15 protein-coding genes are annotated in these 16,630 nt (G+C 66.9%); 12 read left to right on the forward strand and 3 right to left on the reverse strand.

All coding sequences use genetic code 11. From position 1 onward, the window contains the following. Positions 1-85: 85 nt before the first annotated feature. Together F8S13_00875 and F8S13_00880 are read left to right on the forward strand one after the other, a co-directional pair. Positions 86-712, forward strand: coding sequence for a TetR/AcrR family transcriptional regulator (locus F8S13_00875; GenBank protein ID KAB8145671.1), 627 nt, complete (start codon positions 86-88; stop codon positions 710-712). Positions 713-812: 100 nt separating this feature from the next. Then, complete coding sequence (locus tag F8S13_00880) at positions 813-1,991, forward strand: alpha/beta fold hydrolase (GenBank protein KAB8145672.1); 1,179 nt, start codon at positions 813-815, stop codon at positions 1,989-1,991. 79 nt (positions 1,992-2,070) lie between these two features. Here F8S13_00880 and F8S13_00885 read toward each other — a convergent pair whose 3' ends face one another. Next, positions 2,071-2,421: a helix-turn-helix transcriptional regulator gene (locus F8S13_00885; protein KAB8145673.1), complete on the reverse strand. Its 351-nt coding sequence runs from the start codon at positions 2,419-2,421 to the stop codon at positions 2,071-2,073. 346 nt (positions 2,422-2,767) lie between these two features. On the opposite strand from F8S13_00885, the gene F8S13_00890 reads away from it, so the two are divergent. The 9 genes from F8S13_00890 (at position 2,768) to F8S13_00930 (ending at position 12,957) form a co-directional block, all read left to right on the forward strand. Beyond that, the gene (locus F8S13_00890; protein ID KAB8145674.1) at positions 2,768-4,525 is read left to right on the forward strand and encodes a peptide ABC transporter substrate-binding protein; all 1,758 of its coding nucleotides are present in this window, start codon (positions 2,768-2,770) and stop codon (positions 4,523-4,525) included. Further along, positions 4,522-5,481, forward strand: coding sequence for an ABC transporter permease (locus F8S13_00895; protein ID KAB8145675.1), 960 nt, complete (start codon positions 4,522-4,524; stop codon positions 5,479-5,481). Before F8S13_00890 ends, F8S13_00895 begins: the two co-directional genes overlap by 4 nt. A gap of 12 nt (positions 5,482-5,493) precedes the next feature. Beyond that, on the forward strand, positions 5,494-6,471 hold the full coding sequence (locus F8S13_00900) for an ABC transporter permease (protein KAB8145676.1): 978 nt from the start codon (positions 5,494-5,496) through the stop codon (positions 6,469-6,471). Between the two features lie 167 nt (positions 6,472-6,638). Further along, the gene (locus F8S13_00905) at positions 6,639-7,139 is read left to right on the forward strand and encodes a GNAT family N-acetyltransferase (protein KAB8145677.1); all 501 of its coding nucleotides are present in this window, start codon (positions 6,639-6,641) and stop codon (positions 7,137-7,139) included. A gap of 3 nt (positions 7,140-7,142) precedes the next feature. Next, a complete protein-coding gene (locus F8S13_00910) occupies positions 7,143-8,249 on the forward strand; it encodes an LLM class flavin-dependent oxidoreductase (protein KAB8145678.1) in 1,107 nt (368 codons plus the stop codon). Next, the gene (locus tag F8S13_00915; protein ID KAB8145679.1) at positions 8,246-9,421 is read left to right on the forward strand and encodes an amidohydrolase; all 1,176 of its coding nucleotides are present in this window, start codon (positions 8,246-8,248) and stop codon (positions 9,419-9,421) included. Before F8S13_00910 ends, F8S13_00915 begins: the two co-directional genes overlap by 4 nt. A gap of 12 nt (positions 9,422-9,433) precedes the next feature. Further along, on the forward strand, positions 9,434-10,555 hold the full coding sequence (locus F8S13_00920) for an LLM class flavin-dependent oxidoreductase (GenBank protein ID KAB8145680.1): 1,122 nt from the start codon (positions 9,434-9,436) through the stop codon (positions 10,553-10,555). 24 nt (positions 10,556-10,579) lie between these two features. After that, positions 10,580-11,923, forward strand: a complete 1,344-nt coding sequence (locus F8S13_00925; GenBank protein KAB8145681.1) for an NtaA/DmoA family FMN-dependent monooxygenase — start codon at positions 10,580-10,582, stop codon at positions 11,921-11,923. A gap of 11 nt (positions 11,924-11,934) precedes the next feature. Next, positions 11,935-12,957: an LLM class flavin-dependent oxidoreductase gene (locus tag F8S13_00930; protein ID KAB8145682.1), complete on the forward strand. Its 1,023-nt coding sequence runs from the start codon at positions 11,935-11,937 to the stop codon at positions 12,955-12,957. 64 nt (positions 12,958-13,021) lie between these two features. Here the strand turns inward: F8S13_00930 and F8S13_00935 are convergent, their stop codons facing one another. After that, complete coding sequence (locus F8S13_00935; protein KAB8145683.1) at positions 13,022-13,969, reverse strand: ring-cleaving dioxygenase; 948 nt, start codon at positions 13,967-13,969, stop codon at positions 13,022-13,024. 42 nt (positions 13,970-14,011) lie between these two features. Further along, complete coding sequence (locus F8S13_00940) at positions 14,012-14,428, reverse strand: MarR family transcriptional regulator (protein KAB8146072.1); 417 nt, start codon at positions 14,426-14,428, stop codon at positions 14,012-14,014. A 177-nt stretch (positions 14,429-14,605) separates the two neighbouring features. Between F8S13_00940 and F8S13_00945 the strand changes: the two genes are divergently transcribed. Next, complete coding sequence (locus F8S13_00945) at positions 14,606-16,612, forward strand: hypothetical protein (GenBank protein KAB8145684.1); 2,007 nt, start codon at positions 14,606-14,608, stop codon at positions 16,610-16,612. The last annotated feature ends 18 nt before the right edge of the window (positions 16,613-16,630 follow it).

Raw genomic sequence — 16,630 nt, forward strand, 5'->3', positions numbered from 1 at the left:
ACCACATAGCGCATGTGGATCTTGACACGCTGTGCAGATCGGCGTATACTCATGTTCGTTAGCGCTAACTAACTAGGAAAACAGCATGGCCGAATCGACCGAAAAACCCAAGGTAACCCGCATGCGTGGCGAGGAGCGCCGCGCCCTGATGCTCAAGCAGACCGCCGAAGTCTTCGCCCAGCATGGCTATGCGCAGGCCAGCATCGGCGAGCTTGCGCGGGCCTGCGGCGTCACCGAGCCGATGCTCTACAAGCACTTTGGCAGCAAACAGAACCTCTTTCTGCTGGTGCTACGCCACACCGGCGATCAGTTCTTTCAGAGCTTCCGCGACCGTGTGAACGAACGGGCCAGCCGCAGCCTTGAGGACACGCTATGCTCGCTGGTGCTCGACTACCGTGATGTGGCAATTCACCTGCAGGGCAGCGCGCTCATGCTGCTGGGCGCGCTGATCGAATCCCAAGATCCCGAGGTCAAAGACGCCATGAGGGAGCATACCAACGAGCTATTTCGGCTTATCCACGGGCTGCTGGTCCAGGCCCAGCAGCAAAAGCTCATCCCCCAAGAGCGCGATCTGGATGCCGCCACATGGGGCTATATGAGCTTCCTGTTCGCGATCCAGATGCGCGCCAAGTTCCGCATGTTCGACAGATTCAGCGAGCCAATGCTGGCAGAGTCAAGCCGGCTCTGGTGGCAGGCGCTACGCCTAGGCTAGCCGAACCTTGCCAAGGCCCTGGCACGAGGCCAAGGGCCATCTTTTCGCCCAGTTAAGTTAGTTATCGTTAACTAATAAGAAGTAATGAAAGGACACCTCCATGAAGCTCATGTTCCAAGATCAGACTCTCTCCTTCGAGTTTCTGCGCGTGTTAGGCGAGACGGTCGGCGGTGGAGCCGACATCAACGAGTGCCTGCTGACCGGATCACGGATCGTGGAAGACGACCTAGAGACATGGTTCCTGGAGTGGAACCGCACCGCCGAGCGCATCCATGGCATCGCCGACCGCTGCATGGCCGAGGGGCACCCCACCAGCGCCCGCGACGCCTACCTACGCGCCAGCAACTACTACCGCTCCGCCGAGTTCTTCCTGCACATCGGCGGGCACGACCCGCGCGCCGAGGACACCTACGACCGCAGCCGCGCCTGCTTTCTGCAGGCCCTGCCGCTGCTGCCCTTCCCCGCCGAGCAGGTACAGATCCCCTACGAGGGCACCACGCTGCCAGGCTACCTCTTCCGCCCCGACAACTCTGGCAAACCCCGCCCAACCATCCTGCGCCACGGCGGTTTCGACTCCACCGGCGAGGAGATCTTCTTCCATGCTACCCGTGGTGCCCTTGAGCGCGGATACAACTGCCTGCTGTTCGAGGGTCCGGGCCAGGGCTATGTGCTGCGCAAGCAAGGCCTGCCCTTCCGCCCCGATTGGGAGAATGTGGTGACGCCGGTGGTCGATTTCACGCTGACGCAGCGGGGCGTGGACCCCGCCAGGCTCGTGCTGATCGGCGGGAGCCTGGGCGGCTACCTGGCCCCAAGGGCGGCGGCCTTCGAGCACCGGCTGGCGGCCTGTGTCGCCATCGACGGGCTGTTCTCGTTCGACGTGCCCGCCGAGGCTACCACAGTTCTCCAGCATGCCAAAAACGAGCAGGAGTCGCAGCAGATGCTGCAGGAAATGCAGCGGCGCTCGCTCAACATGCGCTGGGCCATCAGCCAGGGCATCTGGTCGTTTGCGGTCGACACCCCGGAGGAGTTCGTCGCCCGGATGGCACGCTACACCATGGAGGGCATCGCCCAGCAGATCCGCTGCCCCATGCTGGTCTGCGATGCCGAGCGCGACCACTTCTTCGACAACCAGCCGCAGAAGCTCTACGATGCACTGACGTGCGAGCGGACGCTGCTGCGATTCACTGCCGAGGATGGTGCCGATGAGCATTGCCACGTCGGGGCCGACCACCTGCTCAACCAGCGCGTGTTCGATTGGCTCGACAGCACGCTGGCCTAGCAAGAGCGCAAAAAAGCCCATGCGGTAGAAAAAGGGACAGGCGGAATATTGTTCCGCCTGCCCCTTTTATGCTCGGTGCCTAGCTAGCGCGCACCGCATCCATGGTGCGCAGCAGCGAGCGCAGCTCCTCGGCGGAAAACTGGCGCGACTGGATACGCCGCAGCAGCGTGGCCACCTCGGGCGTCTCCGAGGCCACCCGCTGCAGCTCGCGCCGGTTGAAGTGCCCGGCCAGCGCCAGCAGATCCTCGGCGCTGGAGCCGAGCAGGCCGGCCATCTGGCGGATGAGCTGCTCGCTCGGCGGGGTGGGCTTGCGGCTGTTCTCGATCTTGCTCACGTAGGTCACATCTATCCCAAGCTGCTGGGCAAACTGGCGCTGGGTCAGGCCTTTGGCCTTTCGCAGATCGCGGATGCGCTCCCCAAAATGTGTCATAGCTGCTCCTCACCTATCCCAATTGCTCTGGGCGCTACCTGTGTGGCACTCGTCTGATTATATGATACTAGACAATGATGATCAAGTTATTCAATAATACCTAATTTATACTTGACAATGTTGATCTAGTATAATAATATCAACCCACAATTTTACCGGCAGGGCCAACGTGCAGAGCTATTCCATGTGAATATTCTCACAGCATAAAACCCATACGATCGCCCACTACCGCGCCAGCGACGCCAACGGTACGAACGCATTCGACATCGCTTTTTTCTCTCTTGATCGTTGATCAAGGGCTACTCGGGATACCTTCTGGCATTGTTTGAGGAGAAAGAGAGCGTCCATGCGGGTACACACTTCTCTTGCAGCAACGGGCCTCGCGCTCACCACGGCGATACTGCTGGCCAGCTGCGGCGCTGCGCCCACCACCCAGGCCGGGGCCGCATCCAGCACCGCTGCGCCTGCGCCCGGCAGCGGCCAGGGCGACACGCTGCACCTGCTGTGGCTGCAGGCACCGACCATCCTGAACCCGCACCTGGCCACCGGCACCAAGGATTTTGACGCCAGCCGCGTGACCTACGAGCCACTGGCCTCGTTCGACCAGGATGGCAGCCTGGTGCCCTTCCTGGCCGCCGAGATCCCCTCGCGGGAAAATGGCGGGCTGGCCGCCGACGGCAAATCGGTGACGTGGAAGCTCAAGGCGGGCGTGAAGTGGTCGGATGGCGAGCCATTCACCGCCGAGGATGTGAAGTTCACCTACGATTTCCTGGCCGACAAGGCCACGGCGGCCACCACCACCAGCACCTACAGCGCCGTCAGCGGCGTGGAGGTGATCGACCCAACGACGGTGAAGGTGCGGTTCCGCGACGTCAGCCCCGCGTGGTCGCTGCCCTTCGTGGGCACCGCCGGGCTGATCATCCCCAAGCACATCTTTCAGGGCTACGTGGGCGCGAAGGCCCGCGAGGCCCCGGCCAACCTGAAGCCGGTGGGCACTGGCCCCTACCGCGTGGTCGACTTCAAGCCGGGAGACATCGTGGTATACGAGCCAAACCCCTACTTTCGCGAGCAGGGCAAGCCCTTCTTCGCGCGCGTGGAACTAAAGGGCGGCGGCGACCCGACCTCGGCGGCGCGCGCGGTGCTACAGACTGGCGAAGTCGATTTCACACCGGGGCTTTCGGCTGCGCCGCAGGTGCTGGAGCAGCTGAAGGCGGGCGGAAAAGGGCTGGTGGTGCCCGCCTCGCTGGGCGGCTTCAGCGAGCGGATCGAGCTGAACTACACCGACCCAAACGCCGAGGTCGACGGCGAGCGATCAAGCCTCAAGGCCCCGCACCCGTTCTTCAGCGACAGCAAGGTGCGGCAGGCCTTCGCGCTAGCGGTGGACCGCACCACCATCGCGGCCCAGGTCTACGGCCCATCGGCCACGCCGATCACCAACGCCGTGGTCGAGCCGCCCACGGTGGTCTCGCCGAACACCAAGGCCGAATACAACCTGCAGAAGGCCGCCGCGCTGCTGGACGAGGCGGGCTGGAAAGACACAAACGGCGACGGCGTGCGCGAAAAAAATGGCGTGGCGCTCAGCATCCTCTACCAGACATCGATCGTGCCAGCGCGGCAGAAGACCCAGGAGGTGATCAAGCAGGCGCTGGAGTCGATCGGCTTTAAGGTCGAGCTGAAATCGGTGGACAACGGCATCTTCTTCGGCAGCGACCCCAATAACACCGACAACTTCAACCACTTCTACGCCGACGTGCAGGTCTACACCATCGGCAACAACAACCCCGACCCCGGCGCGTACCTGGAAAGCTTTACCTGCGCCAAGATCGCCCAGAAGGCCAACAGCTGGAGCGGCAGCAACCGCGTGCGCTACTGCAACCCTCACTACGACGAGCTGTTCCAAAAATCAACCGTGGAGCTTGACCCCGCCAAACGGCAGCAGCTGTTTATCCAGCTGAACGATCTGCTGATCAGCGATGTGGCAATCATCCCGCTGGTCAAAAACGCATCGAACCTGGGCGTGAGCAGCAGCCTGGAAGGCACCAGCTTCACGCCGTGGGACTCGACGCTCTGGCAGATCAAAGACTGGAGGCGGAAGGCCTCATGAACCAGTTCCTGCTGCGGCGCATCGCGATCTCCATCCCGCTGCTGCTGGTGATCAGCATGATCATCTTCGGCATCCTGGCGCTGGCCCCCGGCGACCCCATGGCCGAGTTCGCCACCGACCCCTCGGTGAGCGCCGAGGTGCGCCAGAACATCCGCCAGTCGCTGGGGCTGGATGAGCCGCTGCCAGTGCGCTATGGCAAGTGGCTGTCGGCCTTTGTGCAGGGCGACATGGGCTACTCGTTTGCCAGCCGCAGCCCTGTGAGGGCGCTGCTGGGCCAGCGCATCGCCACCACGCTGGCGGTGGTGGGCACGGCCTACCTGCTGAGCGTGCTGCTGGCCGTGCCGCTGGGCATGCTGGCGGCGCTGCGGCCCTACTCGGTCTTCGACCAGGTAAGCTCGACGCTGGCGTTTGTGGGCTTCTCGCTGCCCACCTTCTTCACCGGGCTGCTGTGCATCCTGCTATTCAGCGTGCGGCTTGGCTGGTTCCCGCTGGTCTACAACAGCACGCTGGTGGTGAGCGACTGGCCCAGCCTGCTGGCCCAGCTGCGCCAGTCGGCCATGCCAATTGGCGTGCTGACCCTGTTCCAGACCGCCACTATGATGCGGTTCATGCGCTCGGCGGCCCTGGAGCAGATCTACCGCGACTATGTGCGCACCGCGCGGGCCAAGGGCCTGCACGAGCGTGTGGTGGTCAACCGCCACATCCTGCGCAACGCGCTCATCCCGGTGGTGACGCTGGTGGCGCTCGGGGTGCCCTCGGTGTTCACCGGGGCGCTGGTGACCGAGCAGGTGTTCCGCGTGCCCGGCATCGGCGGCCTGCTGGTGAGCAGCATCCAGTCGAGCGACACGCCGGTGGTGATGGCGATCACCTGTATCTACGCCCTGCTGATCGTGATCTTCAACCTGGTGGCCGACATGCTGTACGGCGTGCTTGACCCACGAGTGCGCTACACCTAACAAGGAGCCGCCATGAGTCTCTCTCCGACCAACCAAGCCGCGCATGGGGAGGCCCCGCGCCGCGCCCTAGCGGGCAGCGTGCGGCGCGGCGGTGAGCGCGCCGCGCGGCGGCCCCGCACGCTGTGGGGCGATGTGTGGCGGCAGTTCCGGCGGCGCCGCCTGGCGCTGCTGGGCGTGGTGGTGTTCGGCCTGATCGTGCTCGGGGTGGCGCTCGGCCCGCTGGTCTACGCCACGCCCTACGGCGCGGTGGATTTCGCCGCCGCGCTGCAGGGGCCGAGCGCGGCCCACCCGTTTGGCACCAACGACCTGGGGCAGGATGTGCTGGCGCGCATCCTGTGGGGCGGGCGGATCTCGATCGCGGTGGGCCTAGTGGCCATGCTGGTGAACATTGGCCTGGGCACGCTGGTAGGCGCGCTGGCGGGCTACTTCGGCGGCTGGGTAGACAGCGCGCTGATGCGACTGACCGACGTGTTCCTCTCGCTGCCGCAGCTGCCCCTGCTGCTGCTGATCATCTACCTGTTCCGCGAGCCGGTGACGGCGGCGCTGGGGCCGGTGGGCGGCATCTTCGCGCTGATCGTGCTGGTGATCGGTGGGCTAAACTGGATGCCGGTGGCGCGGCTGGTGCGGGTGAGCTTCCTGACGCTGCGCGAGGCCGAGTTTGTGACGGCGGCGCACGCGCTGGGCATCCCGCCTGGGCGGATCATCGTGCGGCACCTGCTGCCCAACACGCTCGGCCCGGTGATCGTGGCGGCCACGCTGGCGGTCGGCTCGGCCATCCTGTCCGAGTCGACGCTCAGCTTCCTGGGCCTAGGATTCCCGCCCGACACACCGACGTGGGGCCGCATGCTCTACGAGTCGCAGAACTTTATCGAGTTTGCGCCCTTTATGGTGCTGTTTCCGGGCCTGTGCATCTTTCTGTCGGTGCTGAGCATCAACTATATCGGCGACGGCCTGCGCGACGCGCTCGACCCGCAGCAGCGGCGGTCGTAGCCTGCCCCTTTTTCAGGCTTTTTCATACTTGACAAAGTTGATCAAGCATATTAATATCACCTCACTCACCTTCTGTCGGTAGATACTCATTCAGAAGCGACGTGCCAAACCCTACGCGCCGCCCACCCTTTCAGCATACCCTACAGCACACCGGAGAGGAGAAGGATATGACGGTTGTCGCACGTGTGACCGCTGGCCCCGAGGACATCCGCAGCGCCGACGCGGTGCAGCTGATCGCCGAGCTAAGCGCCGAGCTGGCCGCGCTCTACGAGACCAGCGACGGCAGCGCCGGGTTCAAGCCAGCGGATGTGGAGGTGCCGCGCGCCGCCTTTGTGGTGGCCAGAATCGACGGCAGGCCGGTGGGCTGCGGCGCGCTGCGCCCGCTGGATGCCGACACCGGCGAGATCAAGCGCATGTACACCCGCGCCGACGCCCGCCGCCAGGGCGTGGCCCAGGCCATCCTCAGCGAGCTTGAGCGGCTGGCCGCCGAGTTCGGCTACCGCAGCCTGAAGCTGCAGACCGGCCCGCGCCAGCCCGAGGCGGCGGCGCTCTACGAGCGGGTCGGCTACCGCCGCATCCCGCGCTTCAGCGGCGACTGGGAGCTGGTGCTGGCATATCAGAAGGATCTTCCAAGCGCGCAGGAACACGCGCGAGAGAACGGGCGGTAGTCCATGCGATTTGCCCTGTTCAGCCTGGTGATGAACATCCCCAACCCGATCACCGGCGAGACGCTGACCACCCAGCAGAAGTTCCAGACCATCCTCAAGCAGGCCGTGCTGGCCGAGGAGCTTGGCTTCGACGCCTATGGCGTAGGCGAACGCCACGGCCCGCCGTTCCTCTCATCCGCCCCGCCGGTGATCCTGGCCGCGATCGCGGGGCGTACCGCCCGCATCCGCCTGCTCACCACCGTCACCGTGCTGAGCGTGCTCGACCCGGTGCGCGTGGCCGAGGACTACGCCACGCTCGACCATCTGTCGGGCGGGCGGCTGGAGATCATCATCGGCAAGGGCAACGACCCGCGCCACTACCCGCTGTTCGGCATCGCCGAGGAGGAGCAGTGGGAGTCGCTGGCCGAGCGCTACGCGCTGCTGCGGCGGCTATGGGATGAAGAACATGTGACCTGGGAGGGCCGCTACCGCCCGCCGTTGCACGACGTGACCGTGATGCCCCGGCCCTTCCAGAAGCGCATCCCGGTGTGGCACGGCAGCGCATCCAGCACGCTCTCCACCGATCTGGCGGCAAAATACGGCGAGCCGATCTTCTCGGCCAACGCCTTCCACCACCTCAGCAAGTACCAGGCGCTGATCGACCACTACCGCGAGCGCTGGGCGGCCTACGGGCGCGATCCCAACGATGCGGTGGTCGGCTCGGGGGCGGGCAGCCTGTACCTCGCGCGAACCGATGAGGAGGCCGTGCGCCGCTTCACGCCCTACTACAACGCCTATATGGCCACGGCCTCGGCCCAGCACAACAGGCCGCCGTTCAAAGATCTGCACGACAACATCGAGAACGGGCCGGTGCTGGTGGGCAGCCCCGACCGCGTGATCGAGAAGATCTTGCGCTACCACGAGGCGTTTGGCAACCAAGTGCTGAGCATCAGCGTGGATGGCCTGACCGAGGCCGAGCAGCGCGAGCAGCTGCACATCTTCGCCAGCGAGGTCATCCCCGTGCTGCGGCGCGAGATCCCCAGCGCGATCTGGCAGGGGCCGAGCGAGCGACACCCACACGAGCATGGGCCGGTCTCCTATAGCCTTGACGGAATCCCAGGACTGCCATGAGCATCGCCACAGCCAACATCCTCACCCAACTTGAAAGCTACCAAGAGCGCTACACCGCGCTGCGCCGCCGCCTGCACGCCACGCCCGAGACCGCCTACGAGGAGCACCGCACCGCCGAGCTGGTGGCGCAGGAGCTAGAATCATATGGGCTGGCAGTCTATCGCGGCATCGGGCGCACCGGCGTGGTGGGCGTGCTCTCGAACAGGGCCAGCCAGCGCGCGGTGGGCCTGCGCGCCGACATGGACGCGCTCAACATCAGCGAGGAGAACGAGCTGCCCTACCGCTCGGAGGTGCCCGGCAAAATGCACGCCTGCGGCCACGATGGACACACCGCCATGCTGCTGCTGGCGGCCCGCCACCTAAGCGAGACGAGGGCCTTCGCGGGTACGGTGGTGTTCATCTTCCAGCCCGCCGAGGAGGGCGGCGCGGGCGCGCGGCGCATGATCCGCGACGGCCTGTTCGAGCGCTTCCCGGTGGATGCGGTGTACGGCATGCACAACATCCCAGGGATCGAGGCCGGGCACTTCGCGGTGATGCCGGGGCCGATGATGGCCGCCGCCGACTACTTCGAGCTGCACATCCAGGCCGAGGGTGCGCACGCCGCCCTGCCGCACCGCACCGCCGACCCCATCCTGGCGGGCAGCGCGCTGGTGCTGGCCCTGCAGTCGCTGGTCAGCCGCAGCATCGACCCGCTCGACCCGGCGGTGCTGTCGGTGACACAGTTCCACGGCGGCGAGGCGTCCAACGCCATCCCCGCCAGCGCGGTGCTGAAGGGCACGGCCCGCAGCTACAGCCCCGAGGCCCGCGCCGCCCTGATCGAGGGCATCCGGCGCGTGGCCGCAGGCACGGCGGCCAGCTACGGCCTGGCCATCGATGTGCGCCACCAGCCGGGCTACCCGCCCACCATCAACAGCCACGCCGAGACCATCTTCGCCTACCACACGCTGGAGGAACTGGTGGGACAGGAGCGCGTGCGCGCCGACCTGAGGCCGCTGATGACCGCCGAGGACTTCGCCTACATGCTCCAGGCCCGGCCTGGGGCCTACATCTGGATCGGCAACGGCCCCAGCCAGGGCCTGCACACGCCGCGCTACGACTTCAACGACGACATCCTCACCACCGGCGCGGCGGCCTGGGTGCGGCTGGCCGAGGAGTCGCTGCCGCAGCGATAAGGAGTTCTGCCCATGAGCCCACGCAGCAATCAGCTCATCCTGAGCGCGTCTATCGCAGGTTTTGGCCACCACCCCGGCGCGCCGCGCGGCAATCCGCAGCGCCTCACCGACATCGCCCACTACCGGCGGCTGGTGCAGGCAGCCGAGCGCGGCCTGCTCGACTTCGTGCTGCTGCACGACGAGCGGTCGGTGCCTATCGACCGCTCCGCAGGGCATCTGGATGCGATTACGGTGCTCGCGCGGCTGGCCCCCGAGACACGCCACGTGGGGCTGGCCGCCAGCAAACCCACCACCTACACCGAGCCATTCCACGTCTCGCGCGAGCTAGCCACGCTCGATTTTGTCAGCGGCGGGCGGGCCGCGTGGAACGCCACCACCAGCGCCCGCGACGACGAGGCCCAGAACTTTGGCGAGGCACACGCCCGCCCCGCCGAGCAGCGCCGCGAGCAGGCCGAGGAGTTTATCGCGGTGAGCCGCAAGCTGTGGGACAGCTGGGAGGACGACGCGGTGATCGCCGACCGCGAGCGCGGCATCTACCTCGACCCCAGCAAGCTGCACCACATCGACCACGCGGGCAAGCACTACCAGGTGCGCGGTCCGCAGATCACCTACCGCCCGCCGCAGGGCCACGTGGTGGTGGTGCAGACCGACCAGGGCGACGCGGGCGAGCCGCTCGACGCAACCGTGGCCGATGTGCTCATCCTGCACGACGAGCGGCTGGAGGACGCCCAGCGGGCCTACGCCCACCACCACGGCGAGGCCGCCGCCGCCCAGCACGAGGTGCGGGTGCTCCAAAGCATCCTGCCCGTCCTGGGCGAGAGCGAGGCCGAGGCCCAGGCCCGCGCCGCCGCGCTCGACGCCGCCAGCCCGCGCGGCGCGGCGCAGCCCCGCGCCCTGCGGCTGGTCGGCACGCCCGCCCAGGTGGCCGAGCGCCTGGCCGAGTGGTTCGCGGCGGGCGCAGCCGATGGCTTCCACCTGCTGCCCGACGTGCTTCCCGATGGGCTGGATGAGCTGGTGCGCACGCTGGTGCCCGAGCTGCAGCGGCGCGGCCTGTTCCGCAGCGCCTACCAGGGGCGCACGCTGCGCGAGCACCTGGGCCTCGCCCGCCCGATCAGCCAGTACGCCGCCGTCTAGACCCGTAGCGATCAGGAGGTTTCTATGAGCGCGAAAAAGCAGATCCACGTCGGCGTATTTCTCCAAGGTGTCGGCCACAGCATCGCCTGGCGGCACCCCGACCACGCCTCGTTCACCGAGTTCGAGACCTACGTGCGCTTCGCCCAGACCGCCGAGCGCGGCCTGCTGGACCTGATCTTCTTCGGCGAGGGCCTGGTGGTGCGCGAGCACCGTGGGCAGTTCTTCGGCCCGATTGTCAACGGGCGGCCCGATAGCCTGGCCCTGCTGCCCGCGCTGGCCGCCGTCACCCAGCACATTGGCCTCACCGCCACGATCTCCTCCACCTACAATCAGCCCTACGAGCTGGCCCGCCAGCTGGCCTCCATCGACCATGTGAGCGGGGGGCGCGCGGCATGGAACGTGGTCACCACCTTCAGCAACTCGGTGGCCAAAGACTCCGGCGGCGATCAGGTGGCCTACAACTTCAGCCGCACCAAGCACCTGGAGCACGCGACCCGCTACGACCGCGCCCGCGAGTTCGTGGCGCTGATCAAGCAGCTCTGGGACAGCTGGGAGGATGACGCCATCGGCCAGGGGCAGGTCGACCCGTCCAAGATCCACGAGCTGGATCACCACGGCGCGTGGCTGTCGGTGCGCGGCCCGCTCGATGTGCCGCGCTCGCCGCAGGGCCACCCCGTGATCGTGCAGGCCGGGCAGTCCGAGGATGGGCGCGACCTCGCGGCCCGCATCGCCGATGTCATCTTCAGCCCGCACCGCTCGATTGATGATGCCAAGAGCTTCTACGCCGACCTGCGGGCGCGGCTGGTGCAGCATGGGCGCTCGCCCGACGAGATCCGCGTGCTGCCGGGGCTGGCCGTCATCACCGCGCCCACCGAGGCCGAGGCCCGCGAGAAGGCCGAGCACTACCGCGAGCTGCTGCTCAGCGACGACATCGTGCGCTACCTGCTGGGCGAGCAGAGCGGCCTCGACTTCTCGCAGGTCGATCTGGATGCGCCCTTCCCCGCGCTCGACCCGAGCCACCCCGACGCCAATGGCCCGCTGATCGAGAAGTGGCTGGCCCAGGCCAAGGAGCAGAGCCTAACCGCCCGCCAGGTGGCCGACCTGATCACGCCGCGCGCGCCGGTGGTGGGCACGCCCGCCCAGGTGGCCGACCACTTCGAGCGGTGGGTCGACGAGGGCGCGAGCGATGGCTTCCTGCTCTCGCCCACGCTCTTCCCGGGCGACCTAGATGACTTCGTCAGCCTAGTGGTGCCCGAGCTGCAGGCGCGCGGGCGCTACCGCACCGCCTACACCGGCAGCACGCTGCGCGAGCACCTGGGCGTCGCGCGGCCCGCCACGCCGTGGCTCGCCAGCGCCCTGGCCAAATAAGGAGCGCCGCAATGTCATTCCCTATCTCTGTCCTCGACCTCATCCCCACGCCCAACGATGGAGGTGGCGCGCAGGCCATCCAGAACACGCTGGAGCTGGTGCGGCACGCCGAGCAGCTGGGCTACCACCGCTACTGGCTGGCCGAGCACCACAGCTTCCCCGGACTGGCCGCCGTGGCCCCCGAGGTGCTGATCGGCGTGATCGCCCGCGAGACCCAGCGCATCCGGGTGGGGTCGGGCGGCATCCTACTGCCCAACTACGCGCCGCTCAAGGTCGCCGAGACCTTCCGCACGCTTGAGGCGCTCGCGCCGGGGCGGATCGACCTGGGCATCGGGCGCGCGCCCAACCAAGACCCGCGCACCGCCCTGGCCCTGCGCGGCAGCGAGGCCGCGCTGGCTGCCGCCGACGACATCGCCCGCCTGGTGGCCGAGCTGGAGGGATTCGCCGAGATCGCGCCCTCGATCTTCCCCGAGGGTAGCCCGCTGCGCGAGGTGGTGGCCTCGCCCGAGGGCGTGCCCTTCCCGCCGGTGTGGCTGCTCGGCTCGGGCCAGCGCAGCGCCCAGCTGGCCGCCGAGCGCGGGCGCGGCTTCGCCGCCGCCCACCACTTCAGCCCGCTGGAATCGGCCAAGGCCATCCGCGCCTATCGGTCGGCCTTCCAGCCATCGGCGCTGTTCCCGCAGCCGCAGAGCATCGTCAGCGTCTCGGTGATCTGCGCCGAGACCCAGGAGCTGGCCAGCGACCTGAAGCGCGTGACCGACCTGGCCTCGGTGCGCCGCCTGCGCGGCGAGCGCGGCGCGCCGCCCACCCTCGCCGAGGCCCGCGCCTACAGCTTCACCGCCGACGATGAGGAGAAGCTGCGGCCCTTTAGCACCATCTACGGCACGCCCGACAGTGTCCACGGGCGGCTGAACGAGCTAGTGGGCGAGATCGACGCCGACGAGCTGATGATCGTCACCACCATCCCCGACCACGCCCTACGGATCCGCTCCTACGAGCTGCTCTCCGAGGTGTTCGAGCTGAATACTCCCGCCTAACAAAATAAAAATGGACGGGAGAGCCATTCTCGGCCTTCCCGTCCATTTTTTGTGCTCGCCAAACCTAGTCGATAGGCTTCAGATTCGCCTCGATCTCCGCGCGCCGTGGCTCCAAGAAGGGTGCGAGCACCAGCTTCTCGCCCAGCGTGGCCTCGTCCTCATCCACCGCGAAGCCCGGCCCATCCGAGGCGATCTCGAACAGGATGGCGTTCGGCTCGCGGAAGTACAGGCTGCGGAACCAGTAGCGGTCGATCTTGCCGCTGTTGCGGATGCCCAGCTTGTCCAGCCGCTCGGCCCAGGCGTCGTAGTCGGCGTCGGCGGTGCGGAAGGCCACGTGGTGCACCGCGCCCGCGCCCGGCTGCGCTGGCGGCAGGCCGGGCTGCTCGGCAACGTGCAGCTCGGCGGCGGCCCCGCCCTCGCCCATCTCGTAGACGTACACGAAGTCCTGCGGGCGCTCGGGGTGGGCGTAGCTGCGCACCTGGCGCATCCCAAGGCCCTTGTCCAGCACCAGGTCGGTCGACTTCAGGCGCGGCACGCTCATCAGGATGGGGCCGAGGCCGCGGATCTGGTACTCGGCGGGCACCGGGCTGCGCTCCCACGGGAAGGCCGGGCCAGCGCCGCCGTCATCCACCAGCGCCAGCCGCTGGCCCTCGCCATCCTCCAGGTCCAGGGTCAGCCGCCCGTCGCGCTCGGCGATCTCGCCGGTGGCCACGCCCTGCTCGCGCAGGCGCTCGGCCCACCATGTGAGCGCGGGCAGGCCGTTCACCCGCAGGAAGGTGCGCGTGATCGCGTGCGTGCCGCGGCGCTCGCGGCGGGCTGGCCAGTCGAAGAAGGTCAGGTCGCTGCCGGGCGTGCCCTTGGCGTCGGCGTAGAACAGGTGGTAGGCGCTCACATCATCCTGGTTGACGCTGCGCTTCACCAGGCGCATGCCCAGGGTCTGGGTGTAGAAGGCCTTGTTGTCGCGGATCTTGGCCGAGATCGCGGTCAGGTGGTGGATTCCGAGCAGGTCCATGATATCCTCCAAGTTTAGAACTAAACTTTCAGTGTAAAAAAACTAGCGTGCCAGGCCGTGGTCAAGCTTACGCAGCAGCCGCAGCAGATCGCGCTGCTCGGCGTCGGAGAGCGGCGCGAGCAGGCTGGCAATCAGCGCCTCCTGCTGGGGCACCACCTGGGCGTACAGCTCGTGGCCGCGCGGGGAGAGATAGATACAGTTGGTGCGCCCCTCGGCCCGCCGCGTGATCAGCCCCTCCTGCTCCAGCCGGTGCAGCAGCTGCGAGATATTGCCCTTGGTGACCAGCAGGGCGTCGGCCAGCTCCTGCTGGCTACAGCCGCTGGCCGCGCCCACCTGGGCCAGCACATCGAAGTGCGCGGTGCTCAGGCCGTTGGCGCGAAAGAACTGCGCCGAGCGGGCGTCGATCTTCTGGAACACCCGCGCCAGCCGGAGCCATGCGAGCACGGCGTGCTGGCGGATGCCGCTGGTTGTTGCTGTTTCGTTCATAGCCATAGTTTAGCACTAAACTTACCGTTGTCAAGAGGGTGCGAACCTTCGGTTTTCGTCAGATTCATGACAGGAAGACATTCTTTCTCTCAGCCCATAAATCCATAGTATAGAAAGCTCTAACATATGTCTTGATCAAGGAGTTTCACAATGAAACATCGGATGTACTATCTCCTCTTCTTCAGCCTGCTCTTGAGCATGGTGCTCTCGCAGCAGGCCCCGGCCTACGCCGGGCTAAACGAGTGGACCGCGCTGGGCCTGCCTGGCGGCAAGATCGAGGACAGCGCAATTGACCCCACCACACCCAGCAACATGTACGTGGCGGTCTGGGGCAATGGCGTGTGGCGCAGCAGCGACGGCGGCGCGACATGGGCCAGCAGCAGCAGCGGCCTGCCTACGCCCTACATCAGCCAGCTCTACATCGACCCGCTGGTGCCCACCCGGCTGTTTAGCGTCACCGAAGGCGGCCTGCTCTACCGCAGCAGCGACGGCGGCGCAACATGGGCGCCCAGCTCCAGCGGCCTGCCCGACGAGAGCAACTACCCGCAGCTCGGCACCATGGCCTTCCACCCCAGTGCGCCAGGCACCATCTACATCACCTCGATCCGCACCTACCACCTGCAGCCCGGCGTCGTTGGCGTCTACCGCAGCACCGATGGCGGCACAACATGGGCCAGCATCTCCACCCAGAACCTGATCATCTCGCTGGTGATCGACCCAACGAACCCGCAGCAGATGTACGCTGGCTGCAGCCTATTCATTGCCAGCAGCGGCATCAGCAGCGGAGGCGGAATCCTGCGCAGCAGCGACGGCGGTGCGACATGGGAGGCGATCAGCAGCGGCCTGCCCGAGAAAACCAGCATCCCCACGCTGCTGCTGGAGAGCGGCACGCCGACCAGTATCTACGCCCTGAGCGCATCGGCCATCTACAAGAGCTCCAACAGCGGGGACTCGTGGGCAGCCAAGGGAGCAGGCCTGCCCGGCCACGATGCTAGCAATCCGCTCACCGCGCTGGCTGCCGACCCGCAGAACCCGCTCACCTTCTATACCAGCGACGCCGACGGGCTCTACAAAACGACCAACGGCGCAGATCTATGGGCAAAGGTCAGCAGCGGCCCGCCGAGCACCATCACCACGCTGATGATCCACCCAGCCAGCGCCGCCACGATCTACGCGGGCACCGACACCTTCGGCATGTTCCGCAGCGCCGACAGCGGTGCGACATGGCGTGGCAGCCTACACAGCGCCTCCATCGATGGCCTACAAATCACAGCGGGGGCGACACCACGCATCTATGTGGCCAGCGGCCAGCATCTCGCGGCCAGCAGCGACCACGGGGGCACCTGGCGCTATGCCGATCTGCCGATCTACACCAGCGCGCTTGAAAGCAACCCGGCTACACCCAACATCCTCTACGCTGGAGGAAATGGCCTGATCAAGATTGAGGATGACGGCACCACCATCAGCACCAGCGTGCTGACCAGCACCAACGTCACCACGCTCGCACTGCACCCGCAGGTGGCCAGCGGCATCTACTTCTCATCCTACAACCGGCTCTTCGCCAGCGACGACAGCGGGGCCACCTGGGCCGAGCTGCCCCTGGGTCTGAGCTTCAGCGATGGCAGCATCCAGGCCCTGGCGGTCGCGCCCACCAGCCCTGCCACCATCTACGCCGCCACTGGCTCGAAGCTGTACCGCAGCGCCGACGCGGGCGCAACATGGGAGCAATGGTCGAACGCCGCGCTCGGCATCACCGACGGGTTCAGCCAGATTATGCTGCTGGCCGACCAGCCCCAGCACCTCTACGCCCGCTCGGGCGGCCAGCTCTACACCAGCGACGACGGCGGCGCCACCTGGAGCAGCCGTGCGGGCATGGCGGGGATTGACAGCTTCACCGTGGCGGCGGCCCCCACCCCAACGATCTACGCTGCCCGCAGCAGCGGCGAGGTGCTACGCAGCAGCGACGATGGCGCGACAGCCACAACGCTCGGCACCCTGCCGAGCAGCGCGACACAGGTCGTCCACACCACCCTCGCCGCCGACCCGGCGATGCCCAACAAGCTCTACGTGGGCACGCTGATCGGCGCGTGGGAATATACGGCGGTACCAGCCGAGCAGGTGCGCCGGATCTACCTGCCGGTCATCTCGCGCGGCTAGACGGCAGCGCCAGGGCTA

The organism is Chloroflexia bacterium SDU3-3 (genome assembly GCA_009268125.1).
Lineage (GTDB): Bacteria > Chloroflexota > Chloroflexia > Chloroflexales > Roseiflexaceae > SDU3-3.